Annotated in this window: 23 protein-coding genes and 3 pseudogenes; 19 read left to right on the top strand and 7 right to left on the bottom strand. The window is 55.4% G+C overall.

All coding sequences use genetic code 11. The annotated features are described in order from the left end of the window. Positions 1-14: 14 nt before the first annotated feature. Complete coding sequence (locus ACFQZG_RS23145; RefSeq protein ID WP_378156880.1) at positions 15-836, bottom strand: SDR family oxidoreductase; 822 nt, start codon at positions 834-836, stop codon at positions 15-17. Positions 837-985: 149 nt separating this feature from the next. Beyond that, the gene (locus ACFQZG_RS23140; RefSeq protein WP_378156878.1) at positions 986-1,339 is read right to left on the bottom strand and encodes a winged helix-turn-helix transcriptional regulator; all 354 of its coding nucleotides are present in this window, start codon (positions 1,337-1,339) and stop codon (positions 986-988) included. 207 nt (positions 1,340-1,546) lie between these two features. Here ACFQZG_RS23140 and ACFQZG_RS23135 point away from each other — a divergent pair, with 207 nt between their 5' ends. After that, entirely contained in the window at positions 1,547-2,233 is a 687-nt protein-coding gene (locus ACFQZG_RS23135) for a pirin family protein (protein WP_378156876.1), read from the top strand. A gap of 48 nt (positions 2,234-2,281) precedes the next feature. Here ACFQZG_RS23135 and ACFQZG_RS23130 read toward each other — a convergent pair whose 3' ends face one another. Then, positions 2,282-3,169 (bottom strand): LysR family transcriptional regulator, encoded by an 888-nt coding sequence (locus ACFQZG_RS23130; protein WP_378156874.1) that lies wholly within the window; start codon positions 3,167-3,169, stop codon positions 2,282-2,284. Between the two features lie 119 nt (positions 3,170-3,288). Between ACFQZG_RS23130 and ACFQZG_RS23125 the strand changes: the two genes are divergently transcribed. The 7 genes and pseudogenes from ACFQZG_RS23125 to ACFQZG_RS23095 all read left to right on the top strand — a co-directional run bounded on the left by ACFQZG_RS23125 (position 3,289) and on the right by ACFQZG_RS23095 (position 12,376). Further along, a complete protein-coding gene (locus ACFQZG_RS23125; RefSeq protein ID WP_378156872.1) occupies positions 3,289-4,284 on the top strand; it encodes an acrylyl-CoA reductase family protein in 996 nt (331 codons plus the stop codon). A 55-nt stretch (positions 4,285-4,339) separates the two neighbouring features. Continuing rightward, positions 4,340-4,753, top strand: coding sequence for an SRPBCC family protein (locus ACFQZG_RS23120; RefSeq protein WP_378156870.1), 414 nt, complete (start codon positions 4,340-4,342; stop codon positions 4,751-4,753). Positions 4,754-4,887: 134 nt separating this feature from the next. Then, positions 4,888-5,070, top strand: a pseudogene (locus tag ACFQZG_RS23115) (YiaA/YiaB family inner membrane protein); the annotation flags it as partial. Between the two features lie 57 nt (positions 5,071-5,127). Next, complete coding sequence (locus ACFQZG_RS23110) at positions 5,128-5,364, top strand: YiaA/YiaB family inner membrane protein (RefSeq protein WP_378157041.1); 237 nt, start codon at positions 5,128-5,130, stop codon at positions 5,362-5,364. 211 nt (positions 5,365-5,575) lie between these two features. Continuing rightward, positions 5,576-6,091: a PadR family transcriptional regulator gene (locus ACFQZG_RS23105; RefSeq protein ID WP_378156868.1), complete on the top strand. Its 516-nt coding sequence runs from the start codon at positions 5,576-5,578 to the stop codon at positions 6,089-6,091. Next, positions 6,084-6,803 (top strand): CPBP family intramembrane glutamic endopeptidase, encoded by a 720-nt coding sequence (locus ACFQZG_RS23100; RefSeq protein ID WP_378156866.1) that lies wholly within the window; start codon positions 6,084-6,086, stop codon positions 6,801-6,803. Before ACFQZG_RS23105 ends, ACFQZG_RS23100 begins: the two co-directional genes overlap by 8 nt. Before the next feature lie 152 nt (positions 6,804-6,955). Continuing rightward, entirely contained in the window at positions 6,956-12,376 is a 5,421-nt protein-coding gene (locus ACFQZG_RS23095) for an S-layer homology domain-containing protein (RefSeq protein WP_378156864.1), read from the top strand. 96 nt (positions 12,377-12,472) lie between these two features. On the opposite strand, the gene ACFQZG_RS23090 is transcribed toward ACFQZG_RS23095, so the two are convergent. Then, entirely contained in the window at positions 12,473-13,204 is a 732-nt protein-coding gene (locus ACFQZG_RS23090) for a hypothetical protein (protein ID WP_378156862.1), read from the bottom strand. Positions 13,205-13,342: 138 nt separating this feature from the next. On the opposite strand from ACFQZG_RS23090, the gene ACFQZG_RS23085 reads away from it, so the two are divergent. From ACFQZG_RS23085 to ACFQZG_RS23050, 8 genes are all read left to right on the top strand, one after another. Then, the gene (locus tag ACFQZG_RS23085) at positions 13,343-14,017 is read left to right on the top strand and encodes a response regulator transcription factor (RefSeq protein WP_378156860.1); all 675 of its coding nucleotides are present in this window, start codon (positions 13,343-13,345) and stop codon (positions 14,015-14,017) included. Further along, positions 14,010-15,383: a sensor histidine kinase gene (locus ACFQZG_RS23080; protein ID WP_378156858.1), complete on the top strand. Its 1,374-nt coding sequence runs from the start codon at positions 14,010-14,012 to the stop codon at positions 15,381-15,383. The genes ACFQZG_RS23085 and ACFQZG_RS23080 overlap by 8 nt, the downstream gene beginning before the upstream one ends. Positions 15,384-15,539: 156 nt before the next feature. Further along, entirely contained in the window at positions 15,540-16,454 is a 915-nt protein-coding gene (locus ACFQZG_RS23075) for an exopolyphosphatase (RefSeq protein ID WP_378156857.1), read from the top strand. Between the two features lie 181 nt (positions 16,455-16,635). After that, positions 16,636-17,610: a hypothetical protein gene (locus tag ACFQZG_RS23070; RefSeq protein WP_378156855.1), complete on the top strand. Its 975-nt coding sequence runs from the start codon at positions 16,636-16,638 to the stop codon at positions 17,608-17,610. 27 nt (positions 17,611-17,637) lie between these two features. Then, complete coding sequence (locus tag ACFQZG_RS23065; RefSeq protein ID WP_378156854.1) at positions 17,638-18,360, top strand: ABC transporter ATP-binding protein; 723 nt, start codon at positions 17,638-17,640, stop codon at positions 18,358-18,360. After that, positions 18,357-19,082, top strand: a complete 726-nt coding sequence (locus ACFQZG_RS23060; RefSeq protein ID WP_378156852.1) for an ABC transporter permease — start codon at positions 18,357-18,359, stop codon at positions 19,080-19,082. The genes ACFQZG_RS23065 and ACFQZG_RS23060 overlap by 4 nt, the downstream gene beginning before the upstream one ends. 3 nt (positions 19,083-19,085) lie before the next feature. Next, the gene (locus ACFQZG_RS23055; RefSeq protein WP_378156850.1) at positions 19,086-20,552 is read left to right on the top strand and encodes a sensor histidine kinase; all 1,467 of its coding nucleotides are present in this window, start codon (positions 19,086-19,088) and stop codon (positions 20,550-20,552) included. Between the two features lie 19 nt (positions 20,553-20,571). Next, positions 20,572-21,288, top strand: a complete 717-nt coding sequence (locus tag ACFQZG_RS23050; RefSeq protein ID WP_378157039.1) for a response regulator transcription factor — start codon at positions 20,572-20,574, stop codon at positions 21,286-21,288. Positions 21,289-21,323: 35 nt separating this feature from the next. Here ACFQZG_RS23050 and ACFQZG_RS23045 read toward each other — a convergent pair whose 3' ends face one another. Beyond that, the gene (locus tag ACFQZG_RS23045) at positions 21,324-22,016 is read right to left on the bottom strand and encodes a DUF4386 domain-containing protein (RefSeq protein WP_378156848.1); all 693 of its coding nucleotides are present in this window, start codon (positions 22,014-22,016) and stop codon (positions 21,324-21,326) included. A 115-nt stretch (positions 22,017-22,131) separates the two neighbouring features. Between ACFQZG_RS23045 and ACFQZG_RS23040 the strand changes: the two are divergent. Beyond that, positions 22,132-23,067 (top strand): annotated as a pseudogene (locus ACFQZG_RS23040) (AraC family transcriptional regulator); the annotation flags it as partial. Between the two features lie 38 nt (positions 23,068-23,105). On the opposite strand, the pseudogene ACFQZG_RS23035 reads toward ACFQZG_RS23040, so the two are convergent. Then, positions 23,106-23,225, bottom strand: a pseudogene (locus tag ACFQZG_RS23035) (NAD(P)H-dependent oxidoreductase); the annotation flags it as partial. A gap of 218 nt (positions 23,226-23,443) precedes the next feature. On the opposite strand from ACFQZG_RS23035, the gene ACFQZG_RS23030 reads away from it, so the two are divergent. Beyond that, complete coding sequence (locus tag ACFQZG_RS23030; protein ID WP_378156846.1) at positions 23,444-24,223, top strand: alpha/beta fold hydrolase; 780 nt, start codon at positions 23,444-23,446, stop codon at positions 24,221-24,223. Between the two features lie 26 nt (positions 24,224-24,249). Here ACFQZG_RS23030 and ACFQZG_RS23025 read toward each other — a convergent pair whose 3' ends face one another. After that, on the bottom strand, positions 24,250-25,173 hold the full coding sequence (locus ACFQZG_RS23025; protein WP_378156844.1) for a phytanoyl-CoA dioxygenase family protein: 924 nt from the start codon (positions 25,171-25,173) through the stop codon (positions 24,250-24,252). A gap of 163 nt (positions 25,174-25,336) precedes the next feature. Here ACFQZG_RS23025 and ACFQZG_RS23020 point away from each other — a divergent pair, with 163 nt between their 5' ends. Next, positions 25,337-26,218, top strand: coding sequence for a helix-turn-helix domain-containing protein (locus tag ACFQZG_RS23020; RefSeq protein WP_378156843.1), 882 nt, complete (start codon positions 25,337-25,339; stop codon positions 26,216-26,218). Positions 26,219-26,490: the final 272 nt, after the last annotated feature.

Raw genomic sequence — 26,490 nt, 5'->3', positions numbered from 1 at the left:
GCGGTTACCTATCGTTACTTGAAATTTCGGGCTATGGTCTCTAAATATTGTTCGATCGGCATGGCGCTCCTCATTTCCATCAGACCGTTGCCTACCGCCCCGACAACCGTACGGAACTTCTTGCTCTCTCCCGTTGCCTGAGCGACGATGGCATCCACGATGGTCTGGGGATCGTCCAATTGATCGCCGATGTTCCGGCTATCCATCGCATCTAGCAATTTACCCATCATCTCGTCGTAAACCTTGATGTCGTTATCTTGGTTCCAAGTAATGTTGTTCTTGAAGTTGTTGCCCGTGGAGCCGCCCTGTTCGATCAATCTCAGCTCGATATTGAAAGGCTGGAGCTCGTAATACAGACCTTCCGTCAATCCCTCCAAAGCAAACTTGGACATGTTGTAGAGAGACCCTAGCGGCACCGCGGTCGTGATTCCCATGAAGGAGCTGATATTGATGAACATCCCCCCTCCGTTCGCTCTGAAATGCGGCAAAAATCCGCGAATGACATTAATGGGTCCCCTTGTATTAACGGCGAACTGCCAATCTATGGCCTCCTCCGTAGCCAGCTCCAACGGGCCATAAGTGCCCATGCCGGCGTTATTCACGACGACATCGATTTTACCGAAGGCAGCAATGGCTTGTCGCGCGGCTTCTCGGACTTGCTCCGTATCCGTGACATCCAGTTTGAAGATTCGAATATTGTCATAAGAAGTAAGCTCCGTTTCATTCTCCGGCGTGCGCATGGTAGCGGCAACGTTCCAACCCATCCGAGCGAATCGGATGGCGGTTAGTTTACCCAATCCCGAGCTTGTGCCCGTGATAAATACGGTTTTGTTCATCATAAACCCTCCACATGATTAGATTGAACGTTCATTCTATTGTATCGATAATAGATCGAATGTTCATTCTAATTGTAGGGGGCGCGAAGCGACGTGTCAAGCGCAAGGTCATTCGCCATTCCCCAGACGCGTAAACGAAGAATAACGATTCAACTTCGTTCGGCTTTATTCGCGCTCAAGTATTTCCTATGTTGGACGCCCCACTCGTTTAATTGCCTCAGGATGAGCTCCAACGTTCTTCCGTGTTCCGTGATGCTGTATTCCACTCTCGGCGGAACTTCGGGATAGGCCACTCGTTGAATCAGTTCCTCTTGCTCCAATTCCTTTAACTGGGCAGTCAGCATTTTCTGCGTAATCCCCGGAATCCACCTTTTCAAGTCGCTGAAGCGTTTCGTTCCCTCCAACTGCAAGTGGAGCAAGATGATCGGTTTCCATTTCCCGGCGATGATATGTAAACACTCTTCAATGCCGATATTGCAATGATGCGGTTCTAATTTGTCCAATGTTTACGCCTCCGTCGCGATCTTAATGGTGATTATACATACCAACAGGAGTGTCGTCTATTGGATCAGCCTTGCGGCGAAGCGCGTCCCGCCCAAAAGGTTCGTCCATGTAACTATACCACTCTGAAGTGCCTTCTTCCGCAAGCATCGCTCCTATCCCATAATGGAGTCGTTGGGTAACGCGACAACTTGACAGGGGGGATTAGGATGATCGAAGTCAACAAAGCCCATACGCGATACCTGATGGAATATGAGCGCAGCCGGGCTATCATGAGCTTCTCCGCGAATCGGCGATTCGGACCGCTGGTCATATTCAACGACGATGTTATCGGGGCCCGAGACGGAATCGGGATGCACCCGCACAAGAACATGGAGATCGTGACCTACATGGTATCGGGACAAAATTATCACAAGGACAGCACCGGCGCGGAATCGCTGCTGCTGCCCGGCATGGTTCAGGTCATATCGGCGGGCACCGGCATTGTTCATGAGGGCATGAATCCGTCGGAGAGCGAGGAAGAAAACCATCTTCAAATATGGTTTCAACCCGATCGACTCGATATTCCGCCGCAACACCACGAATTCTCTTACGATCAGGGTAAAATGAAAAACCGGCTCTTGCCGATCGTGTCGAACCGAGCCTGGGCCGATGACCGGGTGCTTCCCATTCATCAAGACGTCACCGTCTTCGTCTCCAGGCTGGAGGAAGGCCGCGAGCTTACGTTCACTCAGGCGGCCGGTCGTAACGTCTACGTATTCAATCTTGAAGGCGAACTTGTTCTGAACGACGAGACGCTGTTGGAAAGAAGGGACGCGGCCCAAATTACCGGTCTGCAACGGTTGAACGTATCGGCTGCCAAAGAAGCGCATTTTATGCTCATCGACTTGCCGTAATCGGAGGACGTCCAGGCGGCAAGGATTATTCTAAAGTCCCAACCTGATTTACTCCGAAGATAGAGGATACTTCTCCCGAATGTAGGCCAAGAAAACTTCTGACACCGGCGTCGACTGCTGTCCCTTCTTCCAAACGACTCCGACCGTAAGCTTGCTTGCTGGATCATCCACTTTAACCCATGCCATCGGATAACCGCTGATGCCCAACGTCTTGGGCAGCAAGGAAACTCCGTAGCCCGCCGATACCAATCCGGCGACCATGTCTAATTCGTCCGCGCGATAAACGGTGTTCGGTTCGACGCCGGAACGGGACAGTAGACCCTCTACCGTATAACTTAACGCGCAAGACGGCTTTAAGCCGACATAGAGCACCTCGTGTAGCTCTTCCAAGCGAATGCTATTCTTGTTAGCCCAAGGATGAGATATAGGCATAGCCAGATAAAGCTCGGTCTGTCCTATTAAATGCCAATGAAACGCATCGTTAACGGATTCCAAAGTCGTTATTCCGAAGTCGCAGTCGTTATTAAGGATCCGCAACACCAATTCGTCGATCGTGCATTGATTGAGATTGAAGCGGATACTTGCGTATTGTTCGCGGAACGCGCCAAGCATGACAGGAAAAAGCTCGGCCCCAAGGATATGGGGGAAACATAGCGACAGCATTCCCGACGAGGGATGGATTTGATTCGCGATTTCTTGTTTGGCCTTCTCGATCTCTCCCAGCGCTGTCCGGGCTCGCCCCAACAGAATTTGGCCATAGCGATTCAACACCAAATTGCGTCCACGGCGCTCGAACAGCTCCACGCCGAATTCTTTCTCGAGCGTAGCGATGGAACGGCTTAAAGCAGGCTGCGTGACGGACAGTTCTTTGGCCGCATTCGTCATATGCTGCGACTTGGCTATGGCGATAAAATATTCAAGTTGTTGCCATTCCATTTCTCAACGCCCCTCTCTCATAACAAAAAATCATCGTTTAAATGAGAATTATAAATTAGACGCATTGATAAAACAAGATTAGGATTACAGCTATAACGATCAGTAAGGAGAGAATTCGAATGACAACTTATCGTGCGCTTACGGTGGATTGGCAAGAGTCAAGCTTAAGGTCGGATATCCGCGAATACTCGATGGCCGACCTTCCGAATGGCGAAGTAACGATCCGGGTTTCCTATTCCGGCGTTAATTACAAGGACGGACTAAGTACGATACCGGGAGCCGGCATCGTCAGTCGGTATCCGCACGTACCCGGCATTGATCTTGCCGGCATCGTGATCGATTCGTCCGACCCTTCCTTCAAAGAAGGAGACGAGGTGCTCATTACCGGATACGGACTCGGGGCATCCCATCCCGGCGGATTTAGCGAATATGCGCGCGTCCCCGCGGCATGGGTCGTGCCTATGCCGTCCGGGTTGAGCGCTAAGGCCGCGATGGCGATAGGGACTGCCGGGTTTACGGCCGCGTTATCCGTGCATCGCATGGAGGAGAACGGACTGAAGCCGGGACAAGGTCCCGTCCTGGTGAGCGGCGCTACCGGAGGCGTTGGAAGCTGGGCCGTTTCGATGCTGGCGAAGTCGGGGTATGAGGTGACGGCAAGCACTCGCAAGAGCTCCGAGGTTGAATATTTACGAGCATTGGGAGCGAACGAGACGATCTCGCCGTCGGAGCTGGAAGTACCGGAGGCGAAGTCGCCGGACAAGCAGCGCTGGGCGGGGGCCGTTGATCCCGTCGGAGGACCTTTCTTGACGCACGTCTTGAACTCGGTGCAATACGGCGGCTCCGTAGCGCTTAGCGGCTTCACGGGAGGGGCGGGACTGGCCTCCACGGTTTACCCTTTTATTCTGAGGGGCGTTAATCTGCTCGGCATCGATTCGGTCTTATGTCCGATGGACGTTCGGCGTACGGTGTGGAACCGGATTGCCGCCGAATGGAGGCCGGACGAGACGTTACTGAACGCTGTCGCGAACGAGATTTCGTTATCCGACCTTCCCGCCGCGATCGCTCGAGTGTTGCAAGGAGGCATGCGCGGACGCTCGATCGTAGCGCTGTCCTGACCGGAACAATGAGGGTTAGTACGGAGATTAACTTGACGACAAGGAGAGGATTTAATTGCCGACCGTTCGAAAAGATACTTTCATTAACGTTCCTCCCGAACAAGTTTGGGATGCGGTTAGAGATGTAGGTGCCTTCCATCAGCGGCTCGTTCCGGGTTTTACGGAGAATACGCTTGTGAATGGATATGAAAGAACGCTGATCCTGGCTGACGGTAGCTCGGTAAAAGAATTAATTGTTTCCGTAGACGATCGAGAGCGGCGCATGGCATTCGCCGTCAAGGAAGGACGATTGCCGCTTCTTCATCATCATGCTTCGTTCCAAGTATTCCCTAGTGACCAAGGCGGCAGCATTTTTGTTTGGACAACCGATTTTCTTCCCGCGGAGCTAACGGAAGCTATTCAAGCGCAGGCAGATCGCGTTTCGGAGGTCATTAAACATACAGTCGAAGCAGGTTATAAACACGTCTGACCTTTACTTCGGGGGCAGGATTCGGCGGATCGGTCTATGCTCCGCGTAATAAGCAGTAGAAATTTACCGATTCTCCCTGTATAGTGGAAAATGATGCCAAGGCATACATTCTATTGTCGGAGAGGGATCGGCGCATGAATCCAAGATATCGCAAACGTAACACGGGGGCTTTTACGCTTGTATCGTACTTTGCATTGGCTGCCGGTTTGTTCTTATTCTGTTTGGGCGTATACAACGCCGATTGGGAATTGAACGTGAAAGGGTATTATCTGCTGTGCATGGTGTTGATCACCATTACTTGTATCACGGTGCAGAAGGTCGTTCGCGACAATACGGAGGATAAAGACATCCGGTTGGATAATCCGAAGCACCGGATGAGGAATACGCAAGCCTTCACGGGCATGGCGTTCGCGGGGATGATTATCGGTTATGCCATGTTCTTCATCGGCCTGTACAACGCCCCGTTCGAATTGAATGTCAAAGGCTACTACATCGCCGTTATCTTGTTGATATCCTACAGCGCGATCAGCGTTCAGAAAGTAACGAGGGATAACGCGGAGGACAACGAAATCATCGCCGAGCAAAACGCTAGTAGGGATGTTAGGGGCTAGCGCTCGAACGGTAACATTCATAAGCTGCAAAGCAAGGGCCATCCCGTAGGGATGGCCCTTAAACATGCCTTTGGGTTTCCACAAAAAGGTTGCCACAGCAAACCGAACGGTTTATAATTCTAATTATATATCTTAAAGATATATATGGACCATTAGAGGAGGAATACACCTGAAACGAATAAACACGACCCATTTCGCCATCCTCGGCCTATTGCGGATCCATCCGATGAGCGCTTATGAACTCGTTAAGTTTTCGAAGGAAAGCATCGGGCTATTTTGGAATGAATCCTATGGCCATATCCATAAGAGCATTAAGCAGTTGGAACAAGAAGGATCCGTAACGATCGTGGAAGAGAACGAGACGGGCAGACGCAAAATCGTGTATGGCGTCACCGAGCAAGGCCGTAGACAGCTGGATTCTTGGCTAGCCCAGACACCCGAAGAGTCCGTTATGCGGAACGAATTGCTGATGAAGATTTTCGTGGCCGATGAAGGTCATATCCCGCAGCTTGTCATTCACATCGAGCAGGAGCTGGAAGCGAGTCGAAAGTACGTTCAATTACTAGAAGGCATTCGAACAAGTATTCCTCAGGACAAAGGGATGCAAGCGAAGCTCTGGTTGCTCACCCTCGATTACGGCGAACGCTACCTGCGGATGACGATCGAATGGTGCGAGCACGCTTTGGAACTGTTAAACCGATCGGACAGGAGAGAACGGAATGGATAATCGGCGTCTCCCCCTATGGCCCGTCGCGTTGATTACTCTTATCGTGATCGGGATCGCCCCTCTGTTGTTATGGATTCGAAAAAGCCGACCGCTCGATTTGCAGTTGTTCGAAAGAGACCTCTACAATCAAGAAATCAGCTATCAATTGGCTGTAATTGCACTAGTCATCATTCTAATCGGAATCGTGTACGGGCTGACCGGCAGAACGGGCTTAGCCTATCTGAACTTGAAGAAGCGGGATGGAACCATCCGGCCTGAACCCTGGATCGGCATCCGGCCGAAGGCAACCGAAACCTGGCGTCATCTCGGCTTGAACTTTTCCATCGTTATAACCGCCGTTACGGCCATTGTCATCTACTTTCAAGTCATACATGGCGAGCCTATTCGATTGGATTGGTTTCCGGGTATTTTGTTTGTCCTCGTATTTGCGCTTGCCAATGCCTTCGCCGAAGAAATCATCTTTCGTTTCTCGTTCGTCGCTGTAGTCGCCAAGTATGGATGGTCGCCGTTTGTCGCGCAGGGACTGGCTGCCGCAACCTTTGGTTTGATTCATTATTTCGGCACGCCTGGCGGGATACCGGGCATGCTGATGGCGGGCTTCATCGGTTGGTTCTTGGCCAAGTCGATGCTCGAGACCAGAGGCTTCTTCTGGGCGTTAACGATCCACTTCCTGCAGGATGTCGTCATCTTCTTTGCTTTGTTCATGAAGTAGCTTTCGGCAATGGAGATTCGGGATTATGCAAATCATGAACAGCAAAACACCCGTCGCCGGGTGTTTTTTGTTGTCGTTTTGCCTTCTTTTACCGCCATTTTACCTCGGGCTGTTACGTTGAATTCAACCAGCTCTGGAAGGGGATATCACTCGTGAAATATCGCAATGAACGGAAGTTCCCGAAATGGCTCTTATGCATGCTTATCGTATTGGCTCCTATAACGGGAGTCTTCCAACCTGTCGGATCCGCGTACGCCAACGATGGCTTCGCCGGAGGCACCGGCACGACTGGCGACCCTTATCTCATTGCAACCCCGGCTCAATTCGACTTGATCAGAAGCAAGCCGACGTCGGCCTTCAAGCTGGTCGACGACATCGATCTTGGAGACTATGCGAGCGGCGCCGGTTGGGTGCCGATCGGGAGCCTTACGCTCGCCACCAGGTTCAAAGGCACGCTGGACGGCGACGGCTACACCATCACGAATTTGAGGATAAACAGGCCCGCTACGAACTATATCGGATTGTTCGGGTATGTGTACGGAGGTACGATCAAGAATTTGAACATCGCCGGCGCCGGCATTATTGGCGGCGATAACGTAGGCGTATTAGCGGGATACAGCGAAGGGATCTTCGAGGGCCAACAATCCGCGATCAGCAACAGCGGCGTTTCCGGAGGAAGCGTGACGGGGAAGGGAACGTTAGGCGGCTTGGTCGGTAATAGTTCCCGAGGTACGATTGAATCTAGTTATTCTTCGGCAAGCGTGACGGGATCGGGTTACTCGCTAGGCGGGTTAGTCGGATTCAATGGCTCGTCCTCAACGATCCGTCATTCTTACGCCACGGGGAATGTAGCCATGACCGCCTCCCCGTCTTCAACGCCTGCGCCAACGACTTACGGCTTGGCGATAGGCGGATTGGTGGGGACTAATGCGGCCCTGAACGGTATGACAACCACGATCAGCAATAGCTACGCTACCGGAGAAGCGAAAGGACTCAAGCATGTAGGCGGCTTGGTCGGGCGTAGTTCCGCGGATGCGAATTCCAATACGACGATTAGCAACAGCTACGCCACCGGACGAGCGATCGGAACGGAACGGATAGGCGGCTTGGTCGGGTACAACGATTACGGCAAGATCGACAAGAGCTACGCCATCGGAATCGTCGAAGGCACGGATCAAACGGGCGGCCTGGTCGGAGGCGCGATCAACGAACAGATCAGCTCCAGTTACTACGATAGGGAAAAGACGGGGATAACGGTCGTCAGCGATTATTCCAAGTCTACCGAAGAGATGAAGAGCTTCAACACTTACGCGGGGTGGGATCTCTCCAACGCGTGGAGGATGGCGGAAGGAATTAACGGCGGCTATCCGTATTTGCCGGCTCAGGCTCTCAACGCAGTTACCTCGCTTGGACAAGGGGCCGGGACGACGAAAGCGACGGCGGCCACGCTGCCAGGCCACCGACTGGTTGTTCAGGTGTCTTCGGACGGCAGAGCAACGCCCCGATTAGGCGAATCCGTTCCCGCAACGGATGTGATCGACCCGTACGTATCCGGTTCGGACATCGGCGGAGTGGATGCGACCACGAACAAGTACGTCAATCTCTATGAGACGAATGCCGGCAACAAGGTATTGAAATTCGCCAATATCATGCTGACGAGCGCCGACATACTCACTTATACGATCAACGAGTTGGAAGGCCAGACCTTGTCGTCCTTGACGGTCGGGTATGCGTCGGGATCGCAGCAAGCGAAGACGATCACCGTGACCCGTACCGGCACGGGAGATTTGACGAATCTGTCCGCGACCGTGAGCGGCAACGATTTCCTCTTAACGCCGACGCCGCTGGCCGATACGACGTTGAACGCTGCGACGCCTTCGACGGATTTGACGGTGACGGCGAAGGACGGATTGCCGGTGGGGACGCATACCGCAACGGTTACCGTATCGGCAGACGGCATGGCGGATGAGACGTTCGAAGTCACCCAAGTCGTCGTTGAGCCGGGAGCTCCTGCGCTGCTGACGCCCATTGCGGGCAATGCGCGAGTAACGCTTCAGTGGGACGCGGTAGCCGCGGCAACGGGTTACGAAATCTTCGCAAGCGCGACTTCGGGAAGCTATGATGACGCCGTTGCGGCGGTAGGTTCTAACGAACGGAGCTACGATGTGACGGGGCTGTCCAATGGGGTAACCTATTATTTTACCGTTAAAGCGATGGTTGACGACACGGCAAGCGCCGCTTCCAATGAAGTAAGCGCAACGCCGAAGACGGTTCCGGGGGCTCCGACCGACGTAACGGCAACGGCGGGAAGCGGGCAAGCAACCGTCAGCTTTACCGCTCCCTCGGATGATGGGGGCAGTCCGATTACAAGCTATACGGTTAAGGCATCGCCAGGCAACAGAACAGCCTCGGGATCGGGAAGCTCGATCGTCGTGACGGGTCTGTCGAACGGCACGGCCTATACGTTCACGGTGATAGCCAGCAACGGCGAAGGCGACGGCCCGGCGTCGGAAGCGTCGAGCTCCGTGACGCATCCCATCGGGGTGCCGGTTCTTGAGACTCCCGTAGCAGGCAATAAGCAGATTACGCTCCAATGGGATGCGGTAGACGACGTGACCGGCTACAGAATATACAAGAGCACGGTTCCCGGCACCTACGGAATACCAGCGGATACGTTAAGCAATGCCGCGGACCGGTACGTTTTTACCGGATTAACCAACGGCATATCCTACTATTTTACGATTAGAGCGGTGAATGACGGGGTGGAAGGCGCCGCTTCGGCAGAAGTTAGCGCGATTCCGACCAGAGGCCCCGGAGCTCCGGCAGGCACGTTCGCGGGAGGCGCCGGCACCGATGAAGATCCGTACCGGATCGCAACGGCCGCTCAACTGAATGCGGTCCGAGATTATGCGGCGTATGCTTACAAGCTGACGGCGGATATCTCGCTAAGCGGCTATGCCGACGGCGAAGGCTGGTTGCCGATCGGGGACGTCGATTCGTCTTTCGGAGGCAATATGGACGGAGACGGCCACGCCATCACGGGGCTGACCATTCATAGACCGAATGCCGACTACGTGGGGTTATTCGGATATGTCAGAGGAAAGATCGCGAATCTGAAGCTGGACAATGTCGATATCGAAGGCAAAGACTATGTAGGCGGGTTGGCCGGATACGTCAAGAACGGAACGATCAGCAATAGCGATGCATCCGGGACGGTCGTGGGCCTCAACGATGTTGGCGGCCTGGTCGGGCATGTTGAACGTGGAACGATCGGCAATAGCTATAGCGCGGGGAGCGTAACGGGATTGTATCGGGTAGGCGGCTTGGCCGGATACAATGTGCTGGGAACGATCGGCGATTGCTACTCGGAAGGAAACGTAACGGGAATCGCGGATTCCTTCTACATCGGCGGGTTGGTCGGAAGGAATGAAGGCGTGTTATCCGGAGAGCAGGGAACGATCATTAACAGTTATGCAACCGGAAACGCGGCGGGAGATAATCAAGTAGGCGGCTTGGTCGGCCAGAACCATGCGGCGACGATCCAAGCAAGCTATGCCACGGGAGAAGTGGCGGCAATCTGGTATGCCGGCGGATTGGCAGGCATGAATCAGTACGGAATCATTCGCGACAGTTATACGAAATCGCGGGTGACCGTACAAGAGGGTATATTAGGCGGCTTCACGGGCTATCAGGCGGGAACGACGGTGAACCGCAACTATGCCGCGGGAAGCGTGACGGGCGGAACGACCGATCGGGGCGGCTTCGCGGGCTCGTACGTAGGCGCGATTCCCGGCAGCAACTATTATGATCAAGGAAGAATCGGGTTGGAGGACACCTTCGCGTCACCCGTATCCACGACGTTAATGAAGGCAATGGATACGTACGCGGATTGGGACCTCGACCAGACTTGGGGTATGGATTCGGTTATCAACGACGGCTATCCGTACTTGCGGTACTTGGCTCCCGACCTGCAGGCAACGGCGGCACCGGGGGATATCGGAGGGACGACGACAATATCGGCGACGCCGGACTTCGGCAATCACCTGGTCGTTCGCGTATCTTCGAGCCCGATATCCGTTCCGGGCGTACGCGCTTCCGTTCCCGCAGCGGGTCTGTCGGGCGTGACGAATCCGTACATTGCCGGCTCGAATATAAGCGGCGTCGATGCGTCTACGAATAAGTACGTAGGGGTATACGAGGCGGATGACGAGAACCAGGTCGTGAGATTCACGATCCTTACGCTCACGAGCGAGGACATCCGTCCCCGGACGAGCACGCCGACCGGGCCGGGAACGCCGACCGGACCGCCCGTTACGCCAACCCCGTCAACGTTCGATCTTGGGGATGCGAATACGGGTGCGATACTGCGGGTGATAGCGGATGTACGAACATCGGCGAGCGGGACGACGTTCGCGGATATAGAGGTGGATACGCAGCAGTTGACGCAACTGCTGGATGCGTTGAACGGCAAGAACGCCGCGGCCCGAACCGCCACCATTGCCGTCGAGGGCGGAGCCGATCAAGTGGAAGTGAACTTGCCGACTGCCGCTTTGCTGGGTGCATCGGCGGCGAATGCGCAAGGAACCCTTATTATAGCAACGGATGCGGCCACGTATGAGGTTCCGTTAAGCCTGCTTCGGGAATTATCCGGAAAGTTTACGGGGAGTCATATCTCGATCGCCATTAACAAGCCGGCCGGACAATCTCGGGAGAGAATCATAGCGGCCGCGGAATCTCAAGGACTGCTGCTTGCGAGCAACCCGGTCGAATTCAAGGTGACGGCCGGGGATCAAGAGGTAACCGAATTCGATGGCGTATACGTGGAACGGACGGTCGGCGCGGAGTCCCGTATCGATCCTTCCAAGGCGACCGCGGCGTGGTTCGATCCGATCTCGGACACCTTCCACTTCGTGCCGTCCTTGTTCGAGATCGTCGACGGCAAGACGGTAGTCGTCATGAAGTCGCCGCATAACAGCACGTACACCGTAATCCGGACGGCGAAGACATTCACGGATCTGAACGGACATTGGGCGAAGGCGGATGTCGAATCGTTGGCATCCAAGCTGATCGTAAGCGGAGTGTCGGGCACGAGCTTCGCTCCGAACGGCAATATCACCCGTGCCGAATTCGTAGCCTTGCTGGTTCGCTCTTTGGGGTTGTCATTGGATACGGGGGCGACGGATGCGCCATTCGCGGACGTTACACCCGGCGACTGGTATGCCGGGGCCATCCAAGCAGCCGTTAGAGCGAAGCTGGTCGACGGCTTCGCGGACAATCGATTCAAGCCGAACGACAAGATCACAAGGGAGCAGATGGCGATCATGGTAGCCAGAGCGCTTGCCTTGGCGGGCCGAACGATCGATGTTGCAAGTGAGCAGGACGAGCTGTTGGCCAAGTTCCAAGATCAAGCCTCGATCAGCGGCTGGGCGCGGACCGCTGTCGCGCAATCCGTAGAAGCCGACATCATTGCCGGGATGACGGACAAGACGTTCGTCCCTTCGGCGAACGCCAGCCGGGCTCAAGCGGTTGTCATGTTGAGGCGGTTCCTGCAATACGTCGAATTCATAGACTAAGCTCCCGTTAAGTAAATTGAACCCTGTAACCCGCCAATAGGCGCGGGCTACAGGGTTCAATGCATGACGCCGTGCTTGTCGTTCCGGCAGACGGAATCAGTCAAGCGTAAGGGAAGATAGACTGCCGTTCGTAGCGAAGTCTTTCCCGAACGCGACGGTAGCCGTCGCGGTAACGGCGCCGTTAGGACCCTTGATCGTTACGGTCGGAGCCGAAGAATACCCCGATCCGGGATCGGTCACGGTTACGCCGGTTACGACTCCGTCCTTAACGATCGGGATTGCGGTCGCCAGCGTCCGCTTCCATACGCCTCCGTTCTTCCCGTTATAGCGATAGTAGTTGGATACCTCGTCCAAGCGGTCGTTCGTAATGCCGTAAGGGGCAAGCACTTTCATGAGGGCCGCCTTATTGCTTTGGGCTTCCTCGGCGGTCGGCCCCCGGTCCAAGCCTGCGGGAGTCACGCCGCTGAACGCTTCACGGAACACTTCCGTAGGCACGCCCAGGGCAGCGGCAATGAGTACCACCGGTCTTCCGTGATCTGCCGGATCGGTGTCGAATCCGCCGGAGATGAGGACGGTATAGTCGCCTTGCACGGTTTCGCTAGTACTGTTCGCGGAATTCTTTCCTCTTGGGGCCGAAGCTTCGGGGCGGCATTTTCCGTCCTGTTGCGGCTTCTGCTTCTGCTTGGATGCTTGCGGTGTGGCTGATGTTGCCGGCGAAGCGTTCGTTGCAGTCTGTGCCGCGGCCGTCTCGTTGCTCTGGAGCAACGCGATCAGACCGCTTCCTGCCAGGACGGTTGCCAGCATGCCGGCGATGACGATTTTTTTCATGTTCATCTTCCTTTCAAGGGGGAGGATTATTTGTTTCTTGAGCTCATCGTATCCGAATATGGTGAAAAAACGGTGAAAGCGGGAAACGTTTCGAATATACTGATTTCACGTAGAAGAAAATGGGAATGAGGCTGCGCGATGAAAATCTTGCTGGCTGAGGACGATGTCCGTCTGGGCGAATTGACCGCCCACATGCTGAGGAAAAAAACGGGCGGCCTCGTAGACTGGGTGACGACGGGCAACGGCGCGTTCGATTATGCGACCGCTTCCAGTTACGACGTCGTGGTGCTCGACTGGATGATGCCGGAAGGGGACGGCCGTGCCACTTGCGTAAAGCTGCGCAAGATCGGCTATCGCGGCGCGATATTGATGCTGACGGCGAAGGATGCGTTGCAGGATCGGGTCGAAGGTCTCGATGCGGGGGCCGACGATTACTTGGTGAAGCCGTTCGAGATGGACGAGCTGCTTGCGCGCTTGCGGGCGCTGTTGCGCAGAAGCTTCGTTCCCATGCAGGATGATATCATCCGGATCGGCGATATAGAGCTGCAGCGGACGAATCAGGTCGTCATGCAAGGAGACCGGGCAGTTCAGCTGTCGCCGCGCGAATTCCAGATACTAGACCTCCTGCTGCAGAACAAAGGGCGTACGCTGTCCCGTGAAATCATTTTGGACAAAATATGGGGCCTGGACGCCGACGTGAACCTGAAGGCCATCGACGCGATCGTCAAACTCATCCGAAAGAAGCTCGAGCCTTCCGCTTCGCGGGAGCTTATTCAAAGCGTGAGAGGCATAGGGTACAAAGTCGATGCCTAACGCAAGCTCGTTAAGTTTGTTCGACCGGATGCGTCGCAAGCTGACGCTGCAATACAGCGGCGTGCTGATCGTTTTCCTGACGCTGTTCGTCGTGATCGTATACGTGCTGCTGTATTGGTTGATTTGGAACGACCAGCGCTCTCGTCTGTCCGAGTTGGCAGACGGCGAGATTCGCGTCTTGCAAGACTGGGCGGATCATGACGACAATCCGAACCGGCTGCCACCGCGATCCGTCGAGGACGCCTTCGCGATAAGCGCGGACCAGTCGTTCTATTATTTGATCGCGGAGAACGGCAACGTGCAGCTGGGAGGCGAGACGCAGCCGAAGCTTCGTTCGCAGGTAATGGAACTCATCGGTCAAGGCCGTTTCCTGGAGCAGCGTATAGAGAAGGTAACGCTTCGAACGTTCGACGATCCGTCCGCGAATGAACTTGTTGGCGCTACGGCCGGCGGTAACGCGAAATTTCTCGTGACCGACCGGGATTTATTATGGAACGGAGAACGGATCGGCAAGCTGTACGTGGGCAAGGAAGTTACGTTTCAGCACGACTTGTTCCGCTATTTGCTCGTCCTATTGATCGGGCTGGCACTGGCGTTCTTCGCGCTGGCATTATGGCTTAGCCATTACATGTCGCGCAAAGCGACCGTTCCCGTGGCGCGCTCTTACGATAGGCAGCGGGAATTCGTAGCGGACGCTTCCCATGAGCTGCGCACGCCGCTGAGCGTATTGCTGACCTCGATCGAGGCGCTGCAGCTAGAGTTGGACACGGAGAAGGGCGAGTTTGTCGCGAGAGTACTCGACGGCATGAAAGAGGAGGTTCAATCGATTACGAAGCTGACCGGGAATCTGATGCGCCTGGCGCGTTCCGATTCGGGCGATTCCGCGCTCGAGTATGCCTCGTTCGATGTAAGGCAAGCGGCTATTAGCGTCGTCGATAAGCTGCGGCCGTTGGCCCTGGCTAGAGGAATCGATGTCGAAGCGCACGTTCCCGATGAACTGAAGGTGGAATGGGATGAGGAGAAAATCGTTCAACTGCTCGTGCTGCTGATTGAAAACGCCATTAAATATACGTCCAGCGGCGGATCGGTCGTCGTAACGCTGGCTGACGTCAGGGCAAAAGGAGAACGATCGCTTACGATCGAGGTCAAGGATAACGGGATGGGCATTTCTCAGGAGGCTCTTCCGCGCATTTTCGATCGGTTCTACCGCCAAGACAAAGCTAGAACGCGGCAAACCGGCGGTCATGGTCTCGGCCTGGCGATTGCCAAGGATATCGTGGACAGGGGACGAGGTACGATTCTGGTGGACAGCAAGGAAGGCGAGGGCAGCACGTTCAAGGTATGGATTCCATTGCCGGGACAGTGAGATTTACGCCGGTCTTGTCTACCGATTAACGATATTGGGACCATGGTCCAGTAAAAGTTGCAATTTCGGCTTAGATTTAACAATAAAGTAGTACTTATTAACCACTATGTGATGTTAAAATTGTTGTAGTCTGTACATATGCAGGGGGACATGAATATGAGGTTGGTTACGCGTTCCGATTTCGACGGGTTGGCATCGGCGGTCTTGCTCAAGAAGCTCGGCATGATCGAGGAAATGAAGTTCGTGCATCCGAAGGATATGCAGGACGGCACGGTGGAAATAACGGCGAACGACATTCTCACGAATGTGCCGTATGTTCCCGGATGCGGCATGTGGTTCGACCATCACGCCAGCGAAGTCAAGCGAGTGAAGGAAGAGGGGCACGCATTCAAGGGAGATGCCCGGATCGCGGATAGCGCCGCCCGCGTCGTCTACGATTATTTCGGCGGCAGGGATAAGTTCGGTCCGGCGTTCGACAGCATGATGGAAGGCGTGGACAAGGCCGATGCGGCGAAGTTCGGCAAGGAAGACATTCTCGACCCGAAGGGTTGGGATCTCCTGTCCTTCTTGATGGATTCCCGTACGGGGCTGGGACGCTACCGCGATTATCGGATCAGCAACTACCAGCTGATGGAGAAGCTGGTGGAGTTATGCGCGCTCAAGACGGTGGAGGAAATTCTCGAGGATCCGGACGTGAAGGAGCGGGTAACCCGTTATTTCGAGCTGGATGCCTCATTCCGGGATATGCTCGGTCAATACACTCGGACCGAGGGCAATGTTATCATTACCGATCTTCGGGGCGTGGAAACCATCTATCCGGGCAACCGCTTCCTGATCTATGCGCTCTTCCCGGAGCAGAACGCGAATCTGTGGATCGTGGACGGCTTCCAGAAGCAGAACGTCTCCATTGCCTGCGGCCACAGCATCGTGAACCATACCAGTGCCGTCCACGTCGGCTTCCTGATGCGAGAGTATAACGGTGGCGGGCATGAAGCCGCGGGTACCTGCCAGATTTCCTATGAGGATGCGGACCGCGTCATCGCGGAGCTGACGGAGCGGTTCAAAGCTTAAGAAGACGCAGCGTTCGAAATAATATGCGATGTACCCAGCGCGTGCCGATACGTAATCGGCGCGCGTTGTTTTTATTTTAGAAATATTTTCGAATTGGTTTCGAGGGAGTTTAGACTCCTCCTCTAGACTAAGGTAGTAAGCAAGAGAGGAACCTTACAACCTTATAAGGAGCGGGTAAGAGATGAAGAAGAGAAACCAATGGTTGATGATCGGCGGGGCGGCTGCCGCGGTAACGTTGTTCACGGCGACGGCGTTCGCGTACACGCCGAATACGGAGGGGTACAATGCTTTCAAAGACGTGCTGAAGGCGAATAGCATGTCGGGCCAGACGATCGAGAGCGCGACGATCGACGGAAACTTCGCCGTGACGGTGGACGGCGAGAAGGTACTGGTCTCCAGCGGTACGGCGAAGGTGGCGGACGCGGAAGACGGGCACGTCGTGAGCAGCGACTTCGACTTCGCCCTCATGGGCGTCGAACGCAGCGGCAGTCTGTACAGCGGCGGCAACGACGACAGCTTCTATGCGGTAGACCGTACGCACGGTCTGCACTATCAAGTGATCGATTCGGAAGAGGACAATGACGGCAAGCATCGCGAGCGCCATGATAAGGACGACTTCCAAGGCCGTTCGATGAGCAAGGCGGAAGAAGTGCTTCTCGATTTCGTGGTCGGCGACCTTAAGGATAACTTCGGCGTAACGAACCATGCGGACGGCTCGAAGACGATTACGGTCGACATCGACGAGAAGGATATTCCGCTTCCGCTTCGCCTGCTGATGGACGTGGCGGAGTCTAAGGACGGGTTCGAACGCAAGCATGAAGAGGAAGCGCCGGCGGAATGGGAGCGGATGAAGCAGATTCCGTTCTTCCAAGGCCTTGAGGATATCCGCTTCGAAGAGCAAATACCGGAGCTGACGGAAGACTTCGCGATCGAGCACGTGAAGCTCAAGTTCACGGTGAATGCGGACAATGAGCTTCGGAGCGTGCGAGGCGAGGTCGAGGTAAGCGGCAAGGACGAAGACGGCGTCGCCCATACGGTGGAGATCGAAGGCGCGGGAGACGTCAGCGGCATCAACGCGACGACGCCGGACGCGTACGATCCTGCCGGCAAGAGCATCGAGATCATCGACGCGGCAACGTTCGAAGATCGCGGCTAACATCACGATAACGGGGGGACTTGTCTTATGTTCGAAACGAACGATCTGTCGAAGGTCTACCCTGGCGGCCGCGGTATCCAAGGGCTCAATCTCACCGTGCTTCCCGGTGAGGTTGTCGCCTTATTGGGGCCGAACGGTGCCGGGAAGACGACGGCGTTGCAAGCGATGGCCGGGTGGATTGGAAGCGACCGCGGGACTGCGCGGTTGGACGGCGTCAGCGTCGCCGACCATCCCGAGCGGACGAGGCCGCACATGGGCTTGATGATCGGCGAGCCGACGCCATACCCGTATCTTACGGGTTACGAATATCTCAGACTCTATCATAAGCTGTACCCGGGCATCGACGACGCGCGTATTCGGAAGACGATCGACCTCGTGGGCATGTCGAAGCACCACGGGCTCAAGATCAAGAAGTACTCCACCGGCATGAAGCAGCGGATCGAGCTCGCCAGCGCGCTGCTCCACCGGCCGAAGCTGCTGCTGCTCGACGAACCGTTCTCGGGCATGGACATCGAAGGTCGGCGGGAGATGGCCGCGATATTGCGGGGGCTCGTCGCGGAGACGGGGATGGGCATCATCGTCTCGTCTCATCAGGTGCACGACATCGAGGATTGGATCACGCATGCATGCATTGTCTACGAAGGACGGCATGTCGGTACCGCGAGCGTCGCGCAGATCCGGGAATCGTTCCCGGGCGTAGAAGAATACTACCTGCACGGTATCGCGCAAGTAAGGGGCGGGGCCGCATGATCGCGCAATTGAACTATATCGCGGGCGAAGAGCTGCGTAAGCTGCTCCGCGGAGGCAAGCTGAAGGTGCTGCTGTCGCTCGCCTTCCTGATCGGCGTCTCCTTCGTCTTCATCGGCGACCGGATCGGGCTGGAAGACAACCTCCCGACGACTTCGCTGGAACTGCTGCTGACGTTCGTGTTCCCCTTGTTCATGGCGTCGCTCGGCAGCGATCTCATGATCGGCGAATTCAAGGATCGTACGATCAAGCACGCGCTGAAGTTGCCGGTTAGCCGAGAGTCTCTCTTCCTGGGGAAATTGTTCGGAGGATGGGCCGCCGGGGCATTGATCGTGTTAAGCGCGTTCGTGCCGACGTTGGTCGGAAGCCTGGTGCTCCATGGCGTTCCCGCAGCTTCGGAACTGGGAGCGATTCTGGCGGAGCTCGGCGGCGCGATTCTGTTCTGCGGATTGCTGGTGGTGCTGGCCAACTGCGTGTCCCTATGGACGGGGAGCGGCGGAGTCGGGTTGACGGTAAGCGTCGTGTTATGGATGGCGATGGGAGCCGTCGGCTTGCTCGAGCCGCAGCTGAGCCGATTGTTCGTCACGGACTTCGCGGATTGGGTGCAGCCTCTTCTATACGCAGGCGATGCCGGCGCGTCCATCTCGGCGTTGCTATTTATTACCGCCTACTATATCATGGGCACTATATTGAGCTTACTAGCCTTCCAAAGAAAAGAGATCTAACCGATGTCCATTCGACTGAAGCTCATCTTAACGTATTTCCTCGGCGTCTTGCTGACCGCGGCGATCGTCGCGGCGATCGGGATCGGACTCGTCACGGGGGTCGTCTCGTATTTCGCGAAAGGCATCATTAAGGATCAATCCCCGCGCGAGGCGTTCGGGCGGGGCATCGATCTGTTCGTGGACCTGCGGTATGCGGAGCGGTATAAGCCGGAGGAGCTTGCCTCCCCCGCATTCGCAAGCCAATTAGGGGACCAACTGGCGCCGTTCGGGGGCTTCCTTGTCGTCCGGGATGGCGATCGATGGGACGGCTATGGCGCGCTCAAGGAAGAGGATGCATACCTTGCGCAGCTGCGGGAAGACGTTTCGAAGGGTGGACAACATGCGGACGGCGCGTTCACGGTCAGTTCGTGGGAAGGGCGCGAATTGCTCGCGGTCCGGTACGATTTTCCGATGATCGACGATCCTTTAACGTATTACCTCGTCGTCGACGTGACCGAGATATGGGCGAAGGGCGACCGGTTCCCGTACTTCGTGCTTATCGGCATTGCGGTGTTGCTCGGAATCATTCTCGTCCCGTTGATCTGGATTACGACGAAGGATATCGTTAGGCCGCTGCGGCAGCTTGAACAGGGATCCCGGCGAATCGCGGAAGGGGACCTGAACTTCAGCCTGCATTCGAAGGTGCGCAACGAAGTGGGCAGCGTGATCCGTTCGTACGAGAAGATGCGAAGCGAGCTCCGGCAATCGATCGGCGCGCAGCTGGCGCTGGAGGAGAATCGCAAAGAGCTGATCTCGAACATTTCGCACGATCTGAAGACGCCGCTTACCTCGATCAAGGGTTACGTAGAGGGCATTCGGGAAGGCATCGCGAACGATCCGGAGAAGCTGAGGAAGTATATCGACGTTATTCATGCGAAGACGCTCGACATGGACCGGATGATCGACGACTTGTTCCTGCTGTCGAAGCTTGATCTCGGGCAAGAGAAGTTCCGCTTCGACGCGGTGTCGCTGGAGGAGTTCTACCGGCAGACCATGAGCGAGCTGTACACCGAGTACGAGAGAACGGGCATTCGGCTTACGGGCGAATACGAGTCCGGATCGGACGCCGTCGCGACGATGGATGCCCAGAAGATGAAGCGGGCGATCCTGAACATCGTCGGCAACTCGGCGAAGTTTATGGATAAGAAGGAACCACATATCCACGTGTATTTCGGGAGGCAAGCGGACGCGTGGGTGATCGCGGTGACGGATAACGGTCCCGGCATGGCGCAGAGCGATGTCGAGAGAATCTTCGACCGGTTCTATCGGGCGGACGCCGACCGCAACCAGAACGTGGCGGGCTCCGGGTTAGGTCTGTCCATCGTGAAGCAGATCGTCGCGTTCCATGGCGGTACGGTCAGCGCAAGAAGCGAGCCCGGGCAATCGATGACGGTGATGTTCACGATTCCGATGGTTCAATCTCGAGGGTGACGGGAGAGAGTGCGTGAAGATGGCGAAGCGGAAAATATTAATCGTCGAGGACGATCAAGCGATCGCCGAACTGGAACGGGATTACCTCGAGGTACATGGCTACGAGGTGACCCTTCGGGCGGACGGCCGGCAAGCGCTGGAGGAAGCGTTGGAGCAAGCGTACGATCTGATTATTCTGGACGTTATGCTGCCGGGCATGGACGGCTTCGACATCTTGCGGCGGGTTCGCGAGACGAAGTTCATCCCGGTGCTGATGGTGTCCGCGCGCAAGGAAGATATCGATAAGATCCGGGGACTCGGCCTGGGCGCGGACGATTACGTAACGAAGCCGTTCAGCCCGTCCGAGCTCGTGGCGCGGGTGAAAGCGCATCTCGAACGATTCGACCGGTTGACCGGGGCCGCGGCGGGCGCCGGTTCTTCGCCTGTCCGGAAGGCGCGCGAGCTGAACATCCGTGGCCTTACGATTCAGATCGATGCCAGACGGGTGACGCTGGACGGGCAAGAGATCGCGATGACCGCCAAAGAATTCGACCTGCTGCTCTTCCTCGCGGAAAATCCGGATCGGGTGTATGCCAAGGAAGAGCTGCTGGATAAAGTGTGGGGCATCGATCACTTCGGCGATTCCGCAACGGTCACGGTCCATGTGGGAAAAATCCGCGATAAGATACAGAAGGACCCGGCGAAGCATCAGTATATCGAGACGGTGTGGGGAGCGGGCTACCGGTTCAAGGTGTGACGCAGTCCGTCATTTCAAGCGGCGGTTCTTCGTTATTAAGTTCTCCGGAATAGGAAGGAAACTCCCAAACAAGCAATAATAAGAATCCACAACTGATAAGCATAAGCATTAATCTCTACGGCTATGGACAATCCGGACCACTCCAGAACGCCTGCCGCAATGCCGATTCCGCCGGCAATCGCGAGAGCGGCAGCCCATTTAGGCAAATACCCCGATTGGTACAACGTTATGGCCGTAAGTACAGCCCATACGCCCATGGTTATAAAACCCAGGGTTTCCCCTACAGTCACTCCCAAGTACATGTGGAGGGCATTAAAAACCAATTCTATCGTTTCTTTTTGGCTTACCGTCGAGTTACCGGCAGAAACGTACTGCGAGGCTAAGTAATCCACCGCGAACAACCATCTCGAGAAACCAAGCACGTGGAAGAGAGCGCTGGCAATGCCGACACCGGCTGCTATTAGGCTCATGCTTCGATTCGTACGACTTGTAAGGCGGTAGAACAGCGTAACGATCGGTAGGATAAGCAGGCTAGATACGACCATTCCGATCCAATACGTTTTTATAGTCATACCGCCGTCATGATACTTCTGCAGGATGACTTCAACGGGCTGTCTCAATATATCCGGATACTCGAATCGGATCGCAAGCCCTGTCCAGGAGATCGCTATCAACAGCGGCATTATAAGCAGCAGGACTCCCGTTATTCGCATCTCGTAACGACTCATACGTTCACTCCCATGATTATTGTGTGTTTGATAAAATCATAGGAGGAAATGCGTCCCCTTCAAATGATGCAAAACGCACAAAAGGTATTCCGATGCGAAAGGGAGGAGCCTTCCGATGGATCATGGCTTGTCAGTCGCGCTCGTCCACCCGATTCTCGGTTATTTGGTCAAGAACGGGTATGAACTCGACTCGTTCTACCGATTCGCTTCATTCGATAAGAGGCTCCTTCAAGATACCGAGGCGCGAATCCGGGAAGATGCGTTCGACCGATTATTGGACGCCGCTTCGGCGTTTACGAATGACAAGCAATTCGGTCTTCATCTGGGACAGACGATGGAGCTATCCAGTCTCGGCATTCTCGGTTATGTTCTGCTTAACAGCGATACGATCGGCTCTGCCCTGGCTGCTTACCGGAGATATAACATGATCGTATGCAGCGGAATCGATATGGAGCGGGAAACGAAGCAGGGGCAAACAAACATCCGTTTCATCATTCGCGACCCGCTCAGACAAGCGTCCAGGCATGCGGTTGAAGGCATCGCTAGTTCCCTGTATCACCTTATCCTGAAGCTGGGCTGTCGCAACGTTGTCCTTCATAAGGTGCAGTTTGCCCATGAGGCTCCGGATGATCGGAAGGAATACGGCACTCTCTTCGGGATCAATCCCGAATTCGGAGGCGAAGCTAACCTTATTACGTTGGACAATGAAGGAATGCAGTATCCGATCATGATGGCGAATCGTGAACTGCTACATACATTCGAGGCCTACGCGGAAAAAGCGAGAGGGGAGCTGCTTAACGGCCGGACGTTTGCGGAGCAGGTGTACAAATGGATCAACCGGCGTATGCCGGCTGCGTTCCCGGGCGTGGAAGAGGCGGCAAGACATTTCAATGTTAGCGTGCGGACGCTGCAAGCGAATCTGAAACAGGAAACAACGACCTATAGCTATCTATTCAACAGATCGCGAATGGAGTTTGCGGCACATTACTTAAAAGATCCACGCTTCACGGTTGCCGAGATCGCCTATCTGCTGCAATTCTCGGAGCCCAGTGCCTTTCAGAGTGCATTCAAGCGGTGGACTGGGCTTCCGCCGGGACAATTTAGAGCCCAACCGAATGTCAGCGCATCGTCAAACCACTTTTTTAATAGCGGAGGACAGCTGTACCAATAGAACGGGAATTGAAAAACAATCCGGTCGTATTCCAATACTCACTTTATCCGTACATAGTCCGTCATTCCGGACCATAGAGGGCTCAGGATTAAGGAAAATATAAATTAGTTGGACCCTGTAGCCCGCCATGAGGAGCGGGCCTGCAGGGTCCAACTGTTTACTGCGGAGAAACCGATGAATATACGATCTTTCCTTCGTCTATAAGAATAGTCTATTCATCTCTTATCCGATCCCTAACGAGGAAGAAGGCGTAATCATGAACACGACGAAGTCCAAAGACGGCACAACCCTGGCGTACGATGTCTATGGCAGCGGTCCGGCGCTCCTATACATAACGGGCGCTTCCTGTTTCCGCTCTTTCAAGCCGATCGTGCAAGATGCCAAAGTATTGGCCGGATCCTTCACGGTCTATAATTACGATCGACGCGGGCGCGGAGATAGCGGGAATACGCTGCCTTATTCGCTGGAGCGCGAGATCGAAGATATAGAAGCCATGATCGATGCGGCCGGCGGCACCGCGTACGTGTACGGCCATTCTTCGGGTGCCGTGTTGGCGCTTGAAGCCGCGCTTCGGTTAGGCGGCAAGGTTCGGAAGGTAGCGTTGTACGATGCGTCATACGTGCACGACGAGCAAGAAAGAACCGAATATCGCCGATTAAGTCTGGCCGTCCATAAGCTTCTCGACGCCGGCGATAACGCTGAAGCCATGCGCACCTTCCTGAAGGGAATCGGGATGCCGCGAGCATTCGTATGGCTGCTGCCGCTCATTCCCGGCTGGCGGAAGATGAAAGCGCTGGCGCCGACCTTAGCTTACGATATCGCGCTCACGCAGGATCTAGCTCCCGTCGATAGAGCCGCCGCGCTAGCCGTTCCGGCGCTAATCGGCGTCGGCGAGAAGAGCCCCGCGGGATTGCAGGACGTCGCCCGGCAATTGGCGGAGGCCATTCCCGGAGCGAAGTACGCGCGGCTTACAGGCCAGAACCATATGGTCAGCGCCAAGAAACTGCTGCCGCTGCTTTCGGACTTTTTCGGATAGGACGGAGCTCCCTGCTTGTTGTCTGTTTAACCCCGCCAATACTCCAGATGCGGATAACGGAACGTATTCGACTTCACGCGTCCGCCGATGGCGAGCTCCCCGTCCGGTTGATAGACGAACGGCTCCTCGTCTTGGGCATAAGAGGCGGCGGCACGGCGGTCCAAGCACTCGAGCAGCATCTGCTGCTTCAGTCCGATGTACTCGCGCGTGTGCGGCCCGTAATTCGATTCGATCTCGCCGGGACGGAACTCGTAGTAGACCGTGCGGCGTAACGGATTGCCGTCTCCCGCGGGAGAACCGTGCAGCACCGTGATGTCGTGGAAGATGGCGTCGCCGGCTTCCATCGGAACGGGGATCGCGTCCTCCGTGCTGAAGCGATCGGGTCCGTCTTGGTCGACCCGCGTTTTGCACACTTCTACAGACCACATGTTGCTGCCGGGAATGACCCATAGGCAGGTCGCGAGGTCCGCCGGATCCAAGTAGAAGTCGACGTTAAAAATAGGGCGGGGATCGGTACAACCGGCCGGAACCTCCGCGTCGCGGTGCCAAGGCACGATGATGCCTTCATCCGGCATCTTGAGAACCATCGAGTCCCAGGTCGGAATGAAGTTGCGGCCCTGGAGCTTCTCGACCGAGCGCAGAATAAAGGGGTGGCCGAGGAGCGCCTTCATCGGATCGCTCTTATCAATGACGTACTCGATGCGACGCAGGACGTTGCGGCCGGTTTTGCCGCCCTTGCCGTACAGGTAATCCGGGTCGTCCTGGATGCCGGCGGTGCCTTTGGCTACCTGCTCCGCCATCTCTGCTTGAATCGTCTGAAGCTCTTCCCCTTGAAGCACGCCCTTAATGACAAGAAATCCGTTATCCAGGAAAAACCGGGCTTGCTCCTCCGTAATGCAGCTTTGCGTGCGCGCATCGGCGTAGAGCATATCGATCTGTTGTTTACTCATCGAATCGTCTCCTTTTTTCACTTCAGGAATAGGGGGGGTGGCACTCAAGGTTGCGCTCTCGAGGAAGATTGTATCGGATAAGAAATCGAATGTATTTGGTCCGGACATGGATTCTTGTTGCCAAAATCACTTTCTTATACAATAGAGGGAAGAGGGGGCGATTGTGATCAGCGATGAGAAAACGGGACAATCGGCACTTGGCGGCCCGTCGCCGAGCGAAGCGAGTTCGGACTCGCCGGACCTCCCTTATCCGCCCTATATTACGCTGGCTCATTTGTTCGATGCACCCGGCGGGTGGGCAATTCGCAACCGAACGATGGGGCAGTACGTCCTTCAATACGTCGTGGAAGGGAGAGCGGATTACCCGGTCAACGGGCGAATGTACGCGACCGCTAAAGGCGATCTGCTGTTCCACCGCCCCGGCGAACCGCACTCCATTCTGACCTTGGAGGGGGAGCCGTATGTGTGCCTGTCCTTCGTGTTCCATTTCGGCTCGAATGATTTTCCGTTTCATCAGTTGTTCGGAGAAGCGCACCTGCTCGGGAACTATGCGGGCACTGAGCTGGAGAAAAAACTGAATCGGCTCGTTCACGCGTATCGGCAGCCGGGTTGGTCCTCGCAGTTGCAAGCGCAGGGTCTTCTGCTCGAGGTGCTCGGGGAGGCGGCGGCAGGACTGAATCGGACGCGGGCCGGCTCCACGGTGGAGGCGCGAACGAAGGCCAAACTCCTGCTGCTGCAGCATTACATCCGCGAGCATTACGCCGACAATGTCCAGCACGACGACCTTGAACGGGTAGCCGGGCTGAGCCGCAACTATATTATCGTGCAATTCAAACGGCAGTTCGGGCTAACCCCGATGCAATATTTGACTTGGGTGCGCATCCAGAAGGCGAGAGAGCTTGCGTTGCAGACGAACTTATCGGTCAGCGAGATCGCAAGTCAAGTCGGATACGCCGACGTCCATACGTTCGGAAAAATGTTCAAGAAAAAAACCGGAACGAGTTTGTCCCAGTTTTGTTCGTCCCTCGTAACCTACAAAGTGTAACGAAGTTACGGTAGACAACCTATGAGTTCAGACCGTTGAAATCCACAACCTTGCGAGGGAGTGGATTTTTTCATTTCTGCTCCTGCTGATCACTTTTGATTATATGTCAGAAATGACCATGACAATCAATAGCCATGATTTACGGTGAATTCGGCGGTGATTTATAATTCAGACGGATTCTAGGAATTGCCAGAATACCTAGAATCGGGAGGTGGGACGGGAAAATTGAAAGCGCTTCACGGAACGCGACTCTATTCATGATACGAGGAGTG

Source organism: Cohnella sp. GCM10027633, assembly GCF_042675445.1.
GTDB lineage: Bacteria > Bacillota > Bacilli > Paenibacillales > Paenibacillaceae > Cohnella.
This window is presented reverse-complemented; position numbering and strand designations above follow the sequence as displayed.

Excerpts from the sequence above, each read along its gene's own strand:
- ACFQZG_RS23030 (WP_378156846.1), top strand. The coding sequence starts at position 23,444 with ATGAACACGACGAAGTCCAAAGACGGCACAACCCTGGCGTACGATGTC.
- ACFQZG_RS23060 (WP_378156852.1), top strand. The coding sequence starts at position 18,357 with ATGATCGCGCAATTGAACTATATCGCGGGCGAAGAGCTGCGTAAGCTG.
- ACFQZG_RS23065 (WP_378156854.1), top strand. The coding sequence starts at position 17,638 with ATGTTCGAAACGAACGATCTGTCGAAGGTCTACCCTGGCGGCCGCGGT.
- ACFQZG_RS23135 (WP_378156876.1), top strand. The coding sequence starts at position 1,547 with ATGATCGAAGTCAACAAAGCCCATACGCGATACCTGATGGAATATGAG.
- ACFQZG_RS23090 (WP_378156862.1), bottom strand. The coding sequence starts at position 13,204 with ATGAAAAAAATCGTCATCGCCGGCATGCTGGCAACCGTCCTGGCAGGA.
- ACFQZG_RS23055 (WP_378156850.1), top strand. The coding sequence starts at position 19,086 with ATGTCCATTCGACTGAAGCTCATCTTAACGTATTTCCTCGGCGTCTTG.
- ACFQZG_RS23075 (WP_378156857.1), top strand. The coding sequence starts at position 15,540 with ATGAGGTTGGTTACGCGTTCCGATTTCGACGGGTTGGCATCGGCGGTC.
- ACFQZG_RS23050 (WP_378157039.1), top strand. The coding sequence starts at position 20,572 with ATGGCGAAGCGGAAAATATTAATCGTCGAGGACGATCAAGCGATCGCC.
- ACFQZG_RS23045 (WP_378156848.1), bottom strand. The coding sequence starts at position 22,016 with ATGAGTCGTTACGAGATGCGAATAACGGGAGTCCTGCTGCTTATAATG.
- ACFQZG_RS23145 (WP_378156880.1), bottom strand. The coding sequence starts at position 836 with ATGAACAAAACCGTATTTATCACGGGCACAAGCTCGGGATTGGGTAAA.
- ACFQZG_RS23100 (WP_378156866.1), top strand. The coding sequence starts at position 6,084 with ATGGATAATCGGCGTCTCCCCCTATGGCCCGTCGCGTTGATTACTCTT.
- ACFQZG_RS23025 (WP_378156844.1), bottom strand. The coding sequence starts at position 25,173 with ATGAGTAAACAACAGATCGATATGCTCTACGCCGATGCGCGCACGCAA.
- ACFQZG_RS23085 (WP_378156860.1), top strand. The coding sequence starts at position 13,343 with ATGAAAATCTTGCTGGCTGAGGACGATGTCCGTCTGGGCGAATTGACC.
- ACFQZG_RS23070 (WP_378156855.1), top strand. The coding sequence starts at position 16,636 with ATGAAGAAGAGAAACCAATGGTTGATGATCGGCGGGGCGGCTGCCGCG.
- ACFQZG_RS23125 (WP_378156872.1), top strand. The coding sequence starts at position 3,289 with ATGACAACTTATCGTGCGCTTACGGTGGATTGGCAAGAGTCAAGCTTA.
- ACFQZG_RS23080 (WP_378156858.1), top strand. The coding sequence starts at position 14,010 with ATGCCTAACGCAAGCTCGTTAAGTTTGTTCGACCGGATGCGTCGCAAG.
- ACFQZG_RS23110 (WP_378157041.1), top strand. The coding sequence starts at position 5,128 with ATGAGGAATACGCAAGCCTTCACGGGCATGGCGTTCGCGGGGATGATT.
- ACFQZG_RS23130 (WP_378156874.1), bottom strand. The coding sequence starts at position 3,169 with ATGGAATGGCAACAACTTGAATATTTTATCGCCATAGCCAAGTCGCAG.